Raw genomic sequence first — 13,543 nt, 5'->3', positions numbered from 1 at the left:
CCACGCCAATCACCCTATACTTGTTCATGGTCTTCTCCCGTCTTGAATGAAGTGACACTTTCATTCTGGCGCATTTTGACGCCGACAATGGGGGGGAGGAGACCATCTCATCATCCATGGGCGCTACTTTTTCCATCCGTGGAAAAAGGCCCTCGCTTCAACCAGCCCTTGCCTTTGCGCCGTGCCTAGGTGGAATAAGCCGCCATTTCACAGAGAAGCATTAACGCCAGCGCGCGGCATCTTGTTGATCAGAGTGGCGCTCTTTGACCCAGTACTCGCCCTGAGTAGAGTGCTCTTTCTTCCAGAAAGGCGCCTGGGTTTTCAGGTAATCCATTATAAAATCGCAGGCTTCGAACGCCTCACGCCGATGTGCGCTGGCCACTAACACGCGCACAATCGGGTCGCCTGGCGTTAGGTAACCGACACGATGAATAATCCGCACCGCCTGGAGCGACCAGCGCTGCCAAGCCTGCTCACCAATCTCCGTCAACGTGCGCTCGGTCATGCCTGGATAGTGTTCCAGGGTTAACCCAGTGACATCCGGCGTTTCATTGAAATCACGCACTAAGCCGGTAAAACTTACCACCGCGCCAATATCGCTGCGCCCCACCAAGGTATCGTCATAGCCGTAGGTCATTGAGAACGGGTCTGCTTGAACCGCTACTTTAATATCCGGCTTAATATCCACACTCACCCCCCAGTAACCGGCGGGAAAAACGCCACTTCGTCATCATCGGTCACTAACGCATCATCATTGGCCATCACCTGGTTAATCGCGCACAGGGTACGCCGGTCGGTGAGTTGCTTAAAACGGCTATCGCGCTCTGCCAGTGCCGCTTTTAATCCGCTAATGTCACGGCTGGCCAACTGATCGAGACTCACAACCGCCTCGCTCTCGCCTACCCGCTCACGTAGTTCGGCTAAAAACTTAACCCGTATGCAGGGTGAAGGGCAGCGTTCGCCCAAGCTGACTTCACCGGCTACGCCGTCGCCTGTGACAATCGGCGCTTGGACGCTCATGCGCTGGTAGTCACCGCGCTGGCCACCCTGCTTACTATCGAGCTGAATGGCCTCGATACGCATACCTTTATCAACGGCTTTGCACATATCGTAAAGCGTCAAACAGGCGACCGAGACTGCGGTCAGGGCTTCCATTTCGACCCCGGTGCGGCCATTCAAGCGACATAGCGAGGTCACGTGAACGCAGGATTCTGCCTCATCAATTTCGAATTCAACCGAGACCTTGGATAGCGCCAATGCATGGCAGAGTGGAATCAGCTCATGGGTACGTTTTGCCGCCTGGATACCAGCAATACGCGCGGTTGCCAGCACGTCGCCCTTAGGCAATTCACCATCGCTAAGCAATTTCAGCGTTTCGGGCTGCATTACAATGCGCCCAGAAGCGACGGCTTCGCGGCGGGTTTCCTGCTTATCGCCGACATCCACCATATTGGCTTCGCCACGGGTATTCAGGTGGGTCAGATGCATGTTGTCACCATTGCTGTTTTGAAGACCTAGTGTTTGAAGACATAGTGTTTTAAGACCTAGTATTTGAAGACCCAGTATCTGAAGACATCGTATCTAAAGACACCGTATCGTGTTTAGCGTTTACCCAGGCCACTACCCATTGTGCAATCGCTTCGCTATCGTCTAGATCTAGCTGAGGCACCGAAGTCGCCAAGTCGATAGGCGGTGGCGCGCTGAGCGCGACTGCCTCAACCCATTGGCCGGTTAAAATAGCCGCATCGCCAATCCCATCGCGGTAAAGCACAAGCTTGGGAATCGGCCATGCTTTGAACCCTTCGACAATCAACAGATCGGGGTGATGCGGCTCCATCATGGCAATTAGCTCGGCTAAATCAGGCTCGTCCTGGCCGGGGGTTTCCTGCATCAGCGCAAACCGCTGACGGGAGGCGACCAGTACCGGTGCGGCCCCTGCGCTACGCAGTTTGTAACTATCTTTGCCGGGCTGGTCGACATCAAATGAGTGGTGAGCATGCTTGATCACTGCGACTTTCAAGCCATGCGCTCCTAATCGTGGCAGCAGCTTCTCTAACAGCGTCGTTTTCCCGGTGCCGCTCCAGGCGGCAACCCCTAGAATGGGAAAGGGTGCGGTTAGTTCGTTTTCCATACTGCCGAGTCTCCCGATCATCACTAAACGCACTTTACAAGCAAAGCGACTCTTGCAATGCACATACCATTACTGCGCTTAGCTTACTCGCCCTCTTGCTCACGGGGTAATAACCAGTTCAACGTAATACCCACCAAGGCGGCTAGACTAACGCCCTGCAGCGTAAACTGGCCACCGCCAAACTGCATGCCGCCAATACCAAACACCAGTATGAGCGAAACCACGACCAAGTTGCGCGCTGCCGTCAGCGACTGTCCCGCGCGTACCAGGGTGTTCATGCCGACCACCGCGATAGAGCCAAACAACAGCGTCATGATACCGCCCATTACCGGGCCAGGAATGGTCTGCAGTAACGCGCCAAGCTTGGACACGAATGCCAGCACAATGGCAATAATCGCGGCCACGATCATGTACTTGGGGTTAAACGCCCGAGTAAGCGTAACCGCCCCAGTGACTTCCGAGTAGGTCGTATTTGGCGGCCCACCGAATAGCGCGGCTACGCTGGTCGCCAATCCATCGCCTAACAGCGTGCGGTGTAGACCAGGCTTTTCCAGGTAATTTTTGCGGGTCACCGAGCCAATCGCCACCATATCGCCAATGTGCTCTACCGCCGGGGCAATCGCGACCGGAATCATAAACAGAATAGCCGCCCAGTGAAAACTGGGGGCGGTAAAGCTGGGTACCGATAGCCACGCCGCCTCACGCACTGGCGTAAAGTCCACAACGCCCATCAGCAGCGCCAATACATAGCCGGTGACAATGCCACCGATAATCGGCACCAGGCGCAGCAGCCCACGGCCAAACACGGCCAGCACTAGCGTCACCAACAAGCTGGTCATCGAGAGGAAAATCGCCGCACCATAGCCGATGTTGTCACTGGTTTCACCGGTCGCCATGCTAACCGCCACTGGCGCCAGCGCCAGGCCAATCACCATAATCACCGGCCCCACCACTACAGCAGGCAGCAAACGGTGCAGCCAAGCAGTACCTTTTAAACGCACAGCCTGAGAGATCGCCACATAGACCAACCCCGCCGCCATTAGCCCGCCCATGGTGGAAGACACGCCAAAGCTCGCCACAGAGCCTTGAATGGGGGCAATAAAAGCAAACGATGAGGCTAAAAATACCGGCACGCTCTGTTTGGTAACCGCGTGGAATACCAAGGTTCCCACCCCGGCGGTGAACAGTGCAACGCTTGGGTCAAGGCCGGTAAGAAGAGGCACTAACACCAGGGCGCCAAACGCTACAAACAACATTTGGGCGCCGGTTAAGATGACTTTCGGCCACGACTCAGCCTGACTGGAAGCTTCACGCATAAGTGAATCCCTAGTAATTATTGGATAGCAGGAGTGCAAAAAAATGCCCCTGACGCTGTGCGTAAGGGGCAATGTATTTAATGACGCTTAGCGCGTTCCAAAAATCTTATCGCCAGCGTCGCCCAACCCTGGGACGATATAGCCATTTTCGTCGAGGCGGTCATCAATTGAGGCGGTGTAAATTTCGATATCCGGGTAAGCATCCTGCACCCGCTTGATACCTTCAGGGGCGGCGACGAGCACGATCACCTTCATACTTTCACAGCCGCGCTCACGCAGCATGTCCAGTGTTGCCACCATAGACCCCCCCGTGGCCAGCATGGGATCAATCACGATGGCCATGCGCTCTTCGATATCGTTGGCAAACTTGGCAAAATATGGCACTGGCTGCAGCGTTTCTTCGTCGCGGTAGAGTCCAACGACGCTTACCCGTGCACTGGGGATGAGATCCGTGACGCCTTCCAGCATGCCGAGCCCGGCACGCAAAATCGGCACGACGGTGACTTTTTTGCCTTTTAACCGACGCGTGGCAATCGGCTCGCCATTCCATCCCTGGATTTCATGATCTTCCAGCTCCAGACCTTTGGTGGCTTCGTAGGTCAACAGCTTGGCAACTTCACCTGCCAGTTCACGAAAGCTCTTAGTGCTTAGGTCAGCTTCGCGCATCAGTCCCAGCTTATGTTGAACAAGCGGATGGTTAATGGCGTAAACACTCATGGGACTTCCTCACTGCAGGGGATTCAGAATGGCAACCAGGGTTGCATCAGCTAGGCACAAAATTGCGCGTATTCTACCCGCAACCACTTGCAAGGTTAAGGGGTTTCCGGCAATTGCCACTCAATGGGGGCTCGCCCTTGCGCTTGTAGAAATTGATTGGCTTGGGAAAAATGCCGGGTGCCAAAAAAGCCTCGGTGCGCTGAAAGCGGTGAAGGATGCGGGGCTTCAAGGATTAAATGACGCCCCTGGTCGATTAACGCCTTCTTCTGGCGCGCATGACTCCCCCATAACAGAAATACACACGGCGGCGCATGCTGGCTCACAGTTTCAATCGCACGGTCGGTAAATGGCTCCCACCCTTTACCGCGGTGCGAGGCCGCATTGCCCTGCTCCACGGTAAGCGAGGTGTTTAACAACAGCACGCCCTGCTTGGCCCATGCTTCCAGATGACCGTGGCGCACGGGGGTGAAACCGACATCGGAGGCCAACTCTTTGTAGATGTTGACCAACGACGGCGGCACAGGAACACCGGGCTGTACGGAAAAACATAAGCCATGGGCCTGGTTCGGCCCGTGGTAGGGATCCTGACCTAAAATAACCACCTTCACTTCGTTCAATGGAGTCAATTCAAAAGCACGAAACCATTGCGTGGAGTGCGGATAAATGATTTTTTTGGCCGCTTTTTGCTCAGCCAGAAACGCTTTTAGCGCCAGCATATAGTCAGCCTGGAACTCATTACCCAGCCACTGACTCCAGTCGTCGGGAAGTGGATTGGCCATTCTCACCTCTTCATTTGATCGACAAGCGGCTCGACGTAGGCAACGCCCATATCCCAGGGGAACTGAATCCAGCACTGCTGAGCCACTTCGGTCAGGTATTGATCCACCAGGGGGCGACCGTCCGGCTTGGCGTAAATAGTCACAAAGTGAGCTTTAGGCAGCATTTTGCGTACCGCCCGCGCCGTTTTGCCGGTATCCACCAAGTCATCGACGAGCAGCCAGCCTTCACCGTCATGATCGACGCCCTTCATAATATCCAGGCCGCCTTGATCCATATGGTCGTAGCTTTTAATACATACGGTATCAATTAGGCGAATATTAAGCTCGCGAGCAATCAACGCGGCAGGAATTAAACCGCCGCGGGTAATCGCCACGATGCCTTTAAAATCACGCTCGATCATCTGATGGCACAGGGTGCGCACATCCCGGTGCAATTGATCCCAGGAGACAGTGAAATGTTGGTGGTAACGATCGCTGCTCATGGGGAATTACTCGTCTTCAGTGAAAGAACAAACGGCGAATACGCTGTAACCTGCATCGCGAATTTTCTGCGAACCACCCAGTTCGGGTAGATCGATAATGGTGGCCGTTTCGACCACCTGACCGCCGCTGCGCTGAATCAGGTTGGCCGCTGCGAGCATGGTGCCGCCGGTGGCGATCAGGTCATCCATGAGCAGAATACGGTCATCTTTCTGGAAGGCATCGGAATGCAGCTCCACCTCCGAATGACCGTACTCCAGAGTGTAGGTCTCGCTGATGGTTTTGAAGGGTAATTTGCCCTTCTTGCGCACCGGGACAAAGCTGCAGCCCAACTCATAGGCGAGCGGCGCACCAATAATAAACCCCCGCGCATCAATGGCCGCGATGGCATCCAGGTTCATCTCCTGATAGCGGTGTACGAAGCTATCGATCAGCTTGCGAAAGGCGGCGCTATTTTGCAGCAACGGGGTGATGTCGCGAAAATTCACGCCCTTTTCAGGCCAATCGGGAACCGTGCGAATGACGGACTTAATATAGTCGCCGTAGATGCTCATCGCGTCTCTCATTGAGTAGTCAAAAGTTAAGTAGTAAAAACGGCAAAAGCCGATCAAACCAAGAAAAGATACCTTGCCGCAAACAGCAGCGACAAAATAACCACTGCGGGATTCAGGTCACTAAAGCGGCCCGACAGCACCTTGATCGCCACATAGCTAATAAAGCCTAGCCCGATCCCTTCGGCAATCGAGAACGTCAGCGGCATCGCCAGGGCCGCAATCAATACCGGTGCGGCATCAGTGGCATCTTCCCAATTAGCGTGGGCCAAGCTGCCCGCCATCAATACAGCCACATACAGCAGGGCACCCGCGGTAGCGTAGGCCGGTATCGACCCCGCCAGCGGTGCGAAGAACAGGCTGATCAGGAATAAAACCCCCACCACTACCGCCGTTAAACCGGTGCGGCCACCCGAGGCGATACCTGCGGTTGATTCAATATAGCTAGTCGTCGTGGAAGTACCCAAGGCGGCACCCGCCATCGACGCGGTACTGTCAGCCATCATGGCGCGGCCAATACGCGGTAGCTTGCCATCTTTGTCCAGCAGCTTGCCCCGGTGAGCAACACCGACCAGCGTGCCTGAGGTATCAAATAGGTCAACAAACAGAAAGGCAAAGATTACGCTGAGCATCGCCACATCCAGCGCGCCCATCAAATCCATGGCCATAAAGGTAGGTGCAATGGAGGGTGGCATCGACATCAAACCGCCATATTCATTATGGCCAAGCACCATGGCGATCACGGTAATCCCCAAAATACCAATCATCACCGCACCGGTCACGCGTAAGTATGAGAGCGCGGTAATTACAAAGAACCCCAACAGTGCATAAATAGCCGACGGCTGAGATAGATCACCCAGCGTCACGAAGGTAGCCGGATTGGCAACCACAATGCCGGCGTTTTTCAACGCGATCATCGCCAGGAACAGACCGATACCGGCGGCGATACCCAGCCGCAACGTCATAGGAATGGCGTTAATGATCCACTCGCGAATTTTAAAAATGCTCAATAAGAAGAAGGTTAAACCAGAAAAGAAGACCGCCCCCAATGCAGCTTCCCAGGTATAACCCATCCCCAGCACGACGCCATAGGTGAAGAAGGCATTCAAACCCATGCCTGGCGCCTGGGCAATGGGGTAATTGGCCCACAACCCCATGACGAAACAGCCAATCGCCGCCGCCAAGCAAGTCGCCACGAACACCGCGCCGTAGTCCATCCCCGCTTCTGAAAGGATGCTCGGGTTGACAAAGATAATGTAGGCCATCGTCAGGAAGGTGGTAATCCCGGCGATAACTTCTGTTTTCACGTTGGTTTTTTGCTCGGAGAGCTTGAAATAGTTATCCAGAAGTTTCATGAAGTTTCTTGTCCTTAGCGCTAACGTCGCATGACTTGTATGCGTTCTGGTGCTGAGAAAAGCCGCACATACTACCGAAACGCTCGCCTTGATGCGAGCGCCTAAGCATGGCGACCAGTGTCGGCGGAAACCGCCCCGCCGCCGAATACCAAGCAATCTTTAGGCCATGATCTAACCGATCGGTCAGCCCAACAACCAATAAACACTATTAACGACGCTGTTGCGACAATACGCGCTCAACGGTTTCAACGATTACCTGGGTTTGCGGATCAATTTCGATATTGACCTGATCCCCCGGCGCCCTATCCTGAAGCGTTGTGCGCGACAGCGTCTCAGGAATTAAATTGACGCTGAACTCCACGGCTCCACTCTCAGCGTGGCGTACATCACCAATGGTCAAGCTAATACCGTCCACCCCGATATAGCCTTTTTCAAACACGAACCGGCCCAGCCTTTCCGGTAGTGAAAACCACAGCCGACGGTTGTTAGGCGCTTCTTCGATGGCCACCACTTCGGCCATTGAAATAATGTGGCCCGACATGGAATGCCCACCAATTTCATCACCAAAGCGCGCAGCGCGCTCAATATTGACGCATTGCCCGGGGGTAATTGCACCAAGATTAGTCAATCGCAGCGTTTCACGCATCAAATCAAAACTAACGCTATCGCCCTCAATCGCCGTTACTGTTAAACAAACGCCGTTATGAGCAACGGATGCGCCGATCTCAAGCCCCTCGCGCATTGAAGGAGGCATTTCCACCACATGCACGCGAAAATCATCCAGCTCACGCACCGCCACTACTCTGGCTACCCCTTGCACAATGCCAGTAAACATAAGGCTGTTCTCTCCCAATGTAGTGAAAAACGTATAGTTAAAATTAAGTAGTAAAGAAGGAGTAGTAAGAAGCATTGAGCAGTCAAATGCTAAGTCATGGGCGCAAGCTTACTACTGCTGTCTTATGTTTGTGCACTGCGTTGTTGGTTTTTGACTGCCCTATTCTACGCCACTCACGCGTGTATGGCTGTTGGCCTGGAGGTGGTTTCATCCAGTGAAAGGCTTTTTAAACCCCATCAGCAGAACTAAAAACCAAAACATTCACAAATATTAGAAAATAATGCCAATTCACTGACTAAAAACATAAAATACGACGGCTAAAATTGACAACACAGCTGCCTAACTCTAAAATTTTGCCGCAAATGTAATGACGCCGATTTGTACCCAGATTGCGGGCGTCCACTTGGTCACTGATTTAGTATTGGTTATTGACCCAGTGAAGTGCAGCTAAAAGGGTGTGTCCAGCGTTAATGGCCACCCACTAGGGTGGCCTTTTTTTATTCCCCGCCCTATCCTTAGCCGCCCTATTTTTAGTGACCCGAGAGCTTAGCCGCTCCGTTCGCTCCGAACTGTTTTTAACCGCGTGGGGCGCGCACTCCCGCACACTGTTTTCGGCCTACCGGTAAGGCAAACGCTATGATTGAACTTAGCAACGTCAGTAAAACCTATTTCAGTAACAACAAGGGCAGCGGTGCAAACGCCATCCATGCGCTCAAAAACGCTACCCTTACGGTGCCCAAGGGTACAATTCACGGCGTCATAGGCCTATCCGGCGCAGGTAAATCGACGCTCATTCGTTGCGTTAACCTGTTAGAACGCCCCACTAGCGGCAGCGTAACAGTCGATGGTCAGGAAATGACACGCCTGAGTAACGCGCAACTCAACCGAGCGCGTCATCGTATCGGCATGATTTTTCAACATTTTAATTTGCTAACCACACGCACAGTATTCGACAACGTAGCGTTACCCCTTGAGCTGATGGGACAAAAACGCCACACCGTGCGCGATCGCGTTATTCCGCTATTGGAGATGGTGGGTCTGGCGGATAAAGCCAATCAGTACCCTGCCCAGCTTTCCGGGGGGCAAAAGCAGCGGGTAGCGATCGCCCGGGCGCTAGCCAGCAAGCCGCAAGTACTACTCTGCGATGAAGCAACCTCGGCGCTAGACCCACAAACCACCAGTTCAATCCTGGAACTGCTGCGCGACATTAACCATCAGCTAGGCATTACCATCCTATTGATCACCCACGAGATGGAAGTGGTCAAATCGATTTGCCACCGGGTGAGCCTGATTTCGGACGGCGAACTGGTGGAGGACTCGGAAGTTGGCGACTTCTTTACCGCCCCGCGCACCCAGCTGGGTCGTGAGTTTCTCAACGACTTCCTGCAGCTAACGCCACCTAAAGAGCTGATCGAGAGGCTGCTTGATACCCCCGGCGAAAACACCCATCCCGTGGTACGCCTGACCTTCTCTGGCGATGCAGTCTCGACGCCGTTGATTTCACGCCTGGCGCGGGAGTGCGGGGTCGATGTGAGCATTTTACAAGCGAAGGTAGAGTCGATTCAGGAGCGTACCCTGGGCCTGATGATTGCGGAACTGCTGGGCTCTGCGACGCAAACCCAGCAAGCCATGCACTATCTCGAATCTCATCAACTACAAGTGGAGGTACTCGGCCATGTCCAGCGCAATGATTGATTTAATTTTACAGGCCACGCTGGATACGCTTTATATGGTGGCCGTTTCCGGGCTTATTTCCACCCTCGTTGGCCTGCCACTCGGGGTGATGCTCTACGTCACGCGTCCGCGGCAAATTTTAGCGAAGCCAGTACTTAATCAAGTACTGAGCATCGTTACCAACATTGGACGCTCGATCCCGTTTATTATTTTGATGGTAGCGATCATTCCTTTTACGCGCATGCTGGTGGGTACCTCGATTGGCATTAATGCCGCATCGGTGCCGCTCACCATTGCCGCTATTCCGTTTGTCGCGCGGCTGGTCGAGGCAGCGCTCAATGAAATTTCCCCCGGATTAATCGAAGCTGCCCAAGCCATGGGGGCAACTCCCTGGCAAATTATTCGCAAGGTGCTGATTCCGGAAGCTCGTGGCGGCATCATGACCGGCTTAACCATCACCGTGGTCACACTGGTAAGCTACTCCGCCATGGCAGGCGCGGTGGGCGGCGGCGGCCTCGGCGATTTAGGCATTCGCTACGGCTACAACCGCTTTAACCCCACCATCATGCTGATTACGGTGGTGATCCTGGTCGTTATGGTGCAGGGCTTTCAGAGCCTGGGCGACTACTTGGTACGCAAAAGTGATCGCAAGTAGCAGTAAGCTCATCAGCAATCCTTTATAACCAAAATGCATTAGACAACGGTTTTTTATTGCCGCATCATTGCACTATCAAGCACAACGTCCACTGGAGAGACCTCATGCAAAAACTGATTATTGGCAGCCTTACTGCCCTGGCACTTGCGGTTAACGTCGCCAACGCTGAAACGCGTAGCATTAAAATGGGTACCGTTGCTGGCCCAGAAACCGAAGTAATGGAAGTGGCTGCGCGCATTGCCAAAGAAGAGTACGACCTTGATGTGGAAATCATCGAATTTACTGATTATGTTACCCCGAATGCCGCCCTGGCGGATGGCAGCCTGGACGCCAATGCTTACCAGCATGAACCCTACTTGCAGTCGATGGTCGACGACCGCGGATACGATCTGGCCATCGCTGGCTATACGTTCGTTTACCCGATTGGCGCTTATTCCGAAAAGTATGACAGCATCGATGACCTGCCTGACGGCGCTCAAATCGCATTGCCCAATGACCCTTCAAATGAAGGTCGCGCCCTGATTTTGATGCACAACGAAGGGCTGATCACACTTAACGATCCTGAATTTCTCGAATCCACGCCTATCGATATCGCTGAAAACCCCCGCGACTTCCGTTTCCGCGAGATCGAAGCCGCTCAGCTACCCCGGGTGCTGCCCGATGTGGACATGGCATTCATCAACAATACCTTCGCACAGCCGGCCGGTTTAAGCCTGGATGATGCTTTGATCAAAGAGGGCCCTGAGTCCCCTTACGTCAACCTGATCGCGGTGCGCGGCGGTGACGAAGATCGTGAAGAGATTCGCCAGTTGGTCGATGCTTATCAGCGCGATGAAGTGATCGAAAAAGCCGAAGAGCTCTTCAAGGGTGCAGCCGTTCCTGGTTGGATCGAGTAATACCGCAAGCCGTCAAAAGATGACCTCAGGCCGACACGCATAGGTAACCCCATATGCAAAAAGTGTCGGCCTGTTGCGTTAGCAACAAAGGATGCCAAATGCAAAACAGTGTTGACTACTCATTGCTTAATCGCCAGCTTGAAGCGCTGCTCGATACCCGCGATTGGCTCACCAATAGTGCACAAACCTGTGCCTTTATTCATCAACAGCTTAACGACTTAAACTGGGTAGGCTTTTACCTTCAGCGCCAGCCCGATGTGTTAGGTTTAGGCCCTTTTCAGGGACAGCCCGCCTGCCACCCGATCCCCTTTAGCAAAGGCGTATGCGGCGCAGCCGCCCGCGAGCAAACCACCCAACGTGTGGACGACGTCCATGCGGTTGCCGACCATATTGCTTGCGACGCCAACTCCCGCTCCGAACTAGTGGTTCCCATCGTAGTGGATGGCCGTCTGTGGGGCGTCCTGGATCTGGATAGCCCACTGCATGCGCGCTTTACTCAACAAGATCAAGTCGGTGTTGAAGCCCTGGTCACCACCTTTTTGCGCCAAACTGACCTGCCCCACTTTGTTTAAAAAGCGCGCTATAACACCCACGCAAAAACGCCCCAAGCATCGCTGCTCGGGGCGTTTCTGATAAAAGCTGGTAGGACCAGGCGGATTTGAACCGCCGACCTCCACGATGTCAACGTGGCGCTCTAACCAACTGAGCTATGGTCCTGAAAAGAGGCGTTGGCATTAGACTGGTAGAACCAGGCGGATTTGAACCGCCGACCTCCACGATGTCAACGTGGCGCTCTAACCAACTGAGCTATGGTTCTATTACGCTAGCTATTCGTCTATCTGCTATTAGTCTATCTGGAGTGCGCTATTTGGATAGCTACGCGCCTTGCAACGGATGCATATCTTACGCTTTTATCACTGAATTGCAAGCTCTTTCCCATTGTGTGCCCTCTTCCCACCGGCGTTACTCCCATGACGAATAGATGTTCGATTCGACACCTACAACCTTCTAGCGCTAGGCTTAGCGCTTCAATGCGCTGGACGTCATCTACAGGGAGATAAACCATGCTGGGTATTTTGCTAGGAAGCATAGCGATCGTGCTGTTATTGGCGACGCTGATAGCACGCATACATTTGCACTGGTGGTGGATTCGCAGTTTTGAATTTCCGCGCCTGCAGATCGCTTTCCTAGCCCTAATAACCTGGTTATTAGCCGTTATCTTCGTTGAGCCCGACCCCTGGCTATGGGTGGCCCTACTCGCCTCGGGCATCACTTTGCTGTTTCAAGGCTACTACATTCTGCCCTTCACAAAGCTGTGGCCTGTGCAGGTCAAGTCGGCAGAGAGTAACGATGCAGATAAAAAGATCACGCTGCTGATTGCCAACGTGCTGACCCCGAATCGCCAGGCGCAAGCGCTAATCGAGATGATCAAACAGCACCAGCCTGACATTGTATTGACGCTTGAGTCCGACCAGTGGTGGCAGGATCAGTTGGATCCTGCACTCGCAGAGCAGTGGCCGCACAGCGTTAAGATCCCGCTCGACAACCTTTACGGAATGCACCTCTACTCTCGCCTGGAACTTACTGATACTTCCGTTGAGTGGCTAATACAGGACGACATCCCGTCAATCCATACCCGAGTGACGCTTGCTAACGGCGATAGCATTCGGTTTTACGCACTCCATCCACGGCCACCGGCGCCCAACGAGAGTGAAAAATCCTTGTGGCGGGATGCTGAGCTGCTGTTAGTGGGCAAACAGATTCATAAAGATCCCCGGGCAACGCTGGTCGCCGGGGATCTGAACGATGTAGCCTGGTCACGCACTACTCGGCTTTTCTGCCGCGTTGGCGGCATGCTAGACCCACGCCGTGGGCGGGGCTTATTCAGCACCTTCCACGCCAAATATCCCGTGTTGCGCTGGCCCCTGGATCATATCTTCGTGACCGAGCACTTCACCTTGGTTGGTATGCGGCGTCTTAACTACTTCGGCTCCGACCACTTTCCGATACTGGCCACCTTTTGTTACCGCCCCTCGCGCCAAGACGAACATGAAACGCCCGAAGCGGATGCCGAGGAGCGCAGTGAAGCCAGCGAAACAATTCAGGAAGGCAAAACCGAGCAGCAGGAAACCTGAGGCTAAGCTAGCGAACCTA

15 protein-coding genes and 2 tRNA genes are annotated in these 13,543 nt (G+C 53.8%); 5 read left to right on the top strand and 12 right to left on the bottom strand.

All coding sequences use genetic code 11. The features are described from left to right. Nucleotides 1–220 precede the first annotated feature (220 nt). The 10 genes from moaE to QT231_RS17905 form a co-directional block, all read right to left on the bottom strand. Nucleotides 221–688, bottom strand: a complete 468-nt coding sequence (gene moaE, locus QT231_RS17950; protein WP_308338201.1) for a molybdopterin synthase catalytic subunit MoaE — start codon at nucleotides 686–688, stop codon at nucleotides 221–223. 2 nt (nucleotides 689–690) lie between these two features. Then, complete coding sequence (gene moaC / locus QT231_RS17945; protein ID WP_308338200.1) at nucleotides 691–1,488, bottom strand: cyclic pyranopterin monophosphate synthase MoaC; 798 nt, start codon at nucleotides 1,486–1,488, stop codon at nucleotides 691–693. Nucleotides 1,489–1,537: 49 nt separating this feature from the next. Then, entirely contained in the window at nucleotides 1,538–2,131 is a 594-nt protein-coding gene (gene mobB, locus QT231_RS17940) for a molybdopterin-guanine dinucleotide biosynthesis protein B (protein ID WP_308338199.1), read from the bottom strand. Nucleotides 2,132–2,214: 83 nt separating this feature from the next. Beyond that, nucleotides 2,215–3,447: a uracil-xanthine permease family protein gene (locus QT231_RS17935; RefSeq protein WP_308338198.1), complete on the bottom strand. Its 1,233-nt coding sequence runs from the start codon at nucleotides 3,445–3,447 to the stop codon at nucleotides 2,215–2,217. A gap of 87 nt (nucleotides 3,448–3,534) precedes the next feature. Further along, on the bottom strand, nucleotides 3,535–4,164 hold the full coding sequence (gene upp / locus QT231_RS17930; protein WP_007114411.1) for a uracil phosphoribosyltransferase: 630 nt from the start codon (nucleotides 4,162–4,164) through the stop codon (nucleotides 3,535–3,537). 95 nt (nucleotides 4,165–4,259) lie between these two features. Continuing rightward, nucleotides 4,260–4,943, bottom strand: a complete 684-nt coding sequence (gene ung, locus QT231_RS17925) for a uracil-DNA glycosylase (protein ID WP_308338197.1) — start codon at nucleotides 4,941–4,943, stop codon at nucleotides 4,260–4,262. A gap of 2 nt (nucleotides 4,944–4,945) precedes the next feature. After that, complete coding sequence (gpt, locus tag QT231_RS17920; RefSeq protein WP_009286932.1) at nucleotides 4,946–5,425, bottom strand: xanthine phosphoribosyltransferase; 480 nt, start codon at nucleotides 5,423–5,425, stop codon at nucleotides 4,946–4,948. Nucleotides 5,426–5,431: 6 nt separating this feature from the next. Next, nucleotides 5,432–5,977 carry an adenine phosphoribosyltransferase gene (locus tag QT231_RS17915; protein WP_007114414.1) on the bottom strand — a complete coding sequence of 182 codons (546 nt, stop codon included), beginning with the start codon at nucleotides 5,975–5,977 and terminating at the stop codon, nucleotides 5,432–5,434. Nucleotides 5,978–6,030: 53 nt separating this feature from the next. After that, entirely contained in the window at nucleotides 6,031–7,329 is a 1,299-nt protein-coding gene (locus tag QT231_RS17910) for an NCS2 family permease (RefSeq protein WP_308338195.1), read from the bottom strand. Between the two features lie 208 nt (nucleotides 7,330–7,537). Beyond that, nucleotides 7,538–8,164, bottom strand: a complete 627-nt coding sequence (locus tag QT231_RS17905; RefSeq protein WP_308338194.1) for a riboflavin synthase subunit alpha — start codon at nucleotides 8,162–8,164, stop codon at nucleotides 7,538–7,540. 636 nt (nucleotides 8,165–8,800) lie between these two features. On the opposite strand from QT231_RS17905, the gene QT231_RS17900 reads away from it, so the two are divergent. The 4 genes from QT231_RS17900 to QT231_RS17885 all read left to right on the top strand — a co-directional run bounded on the left by QT231_RS17900 (nucleotide 8,801) and on the right by QT231_RS17885 (nucleotide 11,961). Beyond that, entirely contained in the window at nucleotides 8,801–9,859 is a 1,059-nt protein-coding gene (locus QT231_RS17900; RefSeq protein ID WP_308338193.1) for a methionine ABC transporter ATP-binding protein, read from the top strand. After that, nucleotides 9,840–10,493 (top strand): methionine ABC transporter permease, encoded by a 654-nt coding sequence (locus tag QT231_RS17895; RefSeq protein WP_088700003.1) that lies wholly within the window; start codon nucleotides 9,840–9,842, stop codon nucleotides 10,491–10,493. Before QT231_RS17900 ends, QT231_RS17895 begins: the two co-directional genes overlap by 20 nt. Nucleotides 10,494–10,597: 104 nt before the next feature. Then, nucleotides 10,598–11,389: a MetQ/NlpA family ABC transporter substrate-binding protein gene (locus tag QT231_RS17890; RefSeq protein ID WP_308338192.1), complete on the top strand. Its 792-nt coding sequence runs from the start codon at nucleotides 10,598–10,600 to the stop codon at nucleotides 11,387–11,389. A gap of 98 nt (nucleotides 11,390–11,487) precedes the next feature. Next, a complete protein-coding gene (locus QT231_RS17885) occupies nucleotides 11,488–11,961 on the top strand; it encodes a GAF domain-containing protein (RefSeq protein WP_308338191.1) in 474 nt (157 codons plus the stop codon). A gap of 68 nt (nucleotides 11,962–12,029) precedes the next feature. Here QT231_RS17885 and QT231_RS17880 read toward each other — a convergent pair. Both QT231_RS17880 and QT231_RS17875 read right to left on the bottom strand, forming a co-directional pair. Next, nucleotides 12,030–12,106, bottom strand: a tRNA-Val gene (locus tag QT231_RS17880). A gap of 23 nt (nucleotides 12,107–12,129) precedes the next feature. Continuing rightward, nucleotides 12,130–12,206 (bottom strand) — tRNA-Val (locus QT231_RS17875). A 247-nt stretch (nucleotides 12,207–12,453) separates the two neighbouring features. Here QT231_RS17875 and QT231_RS17870 point away from each other — a divergent pair. Beyond that, nucleotides 12,454–13,524, top strand: coding sequence for an endonuclease/exonuclease/phosphatase family protein (locus tag QT231_RS17870; RefSeq protein WP_308338190.1), 1,071 nt, complete (start codon nucleotides 12,454–12,456; stop codon nucleotides 13,522–13,524). Nucleotides 13,525–13,543 lie beyond the last annotated feature (19 nt).

It is taken from the genome of Halomonas sp. SpR1, assembly GCF_031010175.1.
GTDB lineage: Bacteria > Pseudomonadota > Gammaproteobacteria > Pseudomonadales > Halomonadaceae > Vreelandella.
The sequence above is the reverse complement of the archived record's forward strand: the minus strand, read 5'-3'. Positions and strand labels throughout refer to the sequence as shown.

What these genes read in the sequence shown, in the direction of transcription:
- moaC (WP_308338200.1), bottom strand. Translation starts at nt 1,488, where the DNA reads ATGCATCTGACCCACCTGAATACCCGTGGCGAAGCCAATATGGTGGAT.
- mobB (WP_308338199.1), bottom strand. Translation starts at nt 2,131, where the DNA reads ATGGAAAACGAACTAACCGCACCCTTTCCCATTCTAGGGGTTGCCGCC.
- QT231_RS17935 (WP_308338198.1), bottom strand. Translation starts at nt 3,447, where the DNA reads ATGCGTGAAGCTTCCAGTCAGGCTGAGTCGTGGCCGAAAGTCATCTTA.
- upp (WP_007114411.1), bottom strand. Translation starts at nt 4,164, where the DNA reads ATGAGTGTTTACGCCATTAACCATCCGCTTGTTCAACATAAGCTGGGA.
- ung (WP_308338197.1), bottom strand. Translation starts at nt 4,943, where the DNA reads ATGGCCAATCCACTTCCCGACGACTGGAGTCAGTGGCTGGGTAATGAG.
- gpt (WP_009286932.1), bottom strand. Translation starts at nt 5,425, where the DNA reads ATGAGCAGCGATCGTTACCACCAACATTTCACTGTCTCCTGGGATCAA.
- QT231_RS17915 (WP_007114414.1), bottom strand. Translation starts at nt 5,977, where the DNA reads ATGAGCATCTACGGCGACTATATTAAGTCCGTCATTCGCACGGTTCCC.
- QT231_RS17910 (WP_308338195.1), bottom strand. Translation starts at nt 7,329, where the DNA reads ATGAAACTTCTGGATAACTATTTCAAGCTCTCCGAGCAAAAAACCAAC.
- QT231_RS17905 (WP_308338194.1), bottom strand. Translation starts at nt 8,164, where the DNA reads ATGTTTACTGGCATTGTGCAAGGGGTAGCCAGAGTAGTGGCGGTGCGT.
- QT231_RS17900 (WP_308338193.1), top strand. Translation starts at nt 8,801, where the DNA reads ATGATTGAACTTAGCAACGTCAGTAAAACCTATTTCAGTAACAACAAG.
- QT231_RS17895 (WP_088700003.1), top strand. Translation starts at nt 9,840, where the DNA reads ATGTCCAGCGCAATGATTGATTTAATTTTACAGGCCACGCTGGATACG.
- QT231_RS17890 (WP_308338192.1), top strand. Translation starts at nt 10,598, where the DNA reads ATGCAAAAACTGATTATTGGCAGCCTTACTGCCCTGGCACTTGCGGTT.
- QT231_RS17885 (WP_308338191.1), top strand. Translation starts at nt 11,488, where the DNA reads ATGCAAAACAGTGTTGACTACTCATTGCTTAATCGCCAGCTTGAAGCG.
- QT231_RS17870 (WP_308338190.1), top strand. Translation starts at nt 12,454, where the DNA reads ATGCTGGGTATTTTGCTAGGAAGCATAGCGATCGTGCTGTTATTGGCG.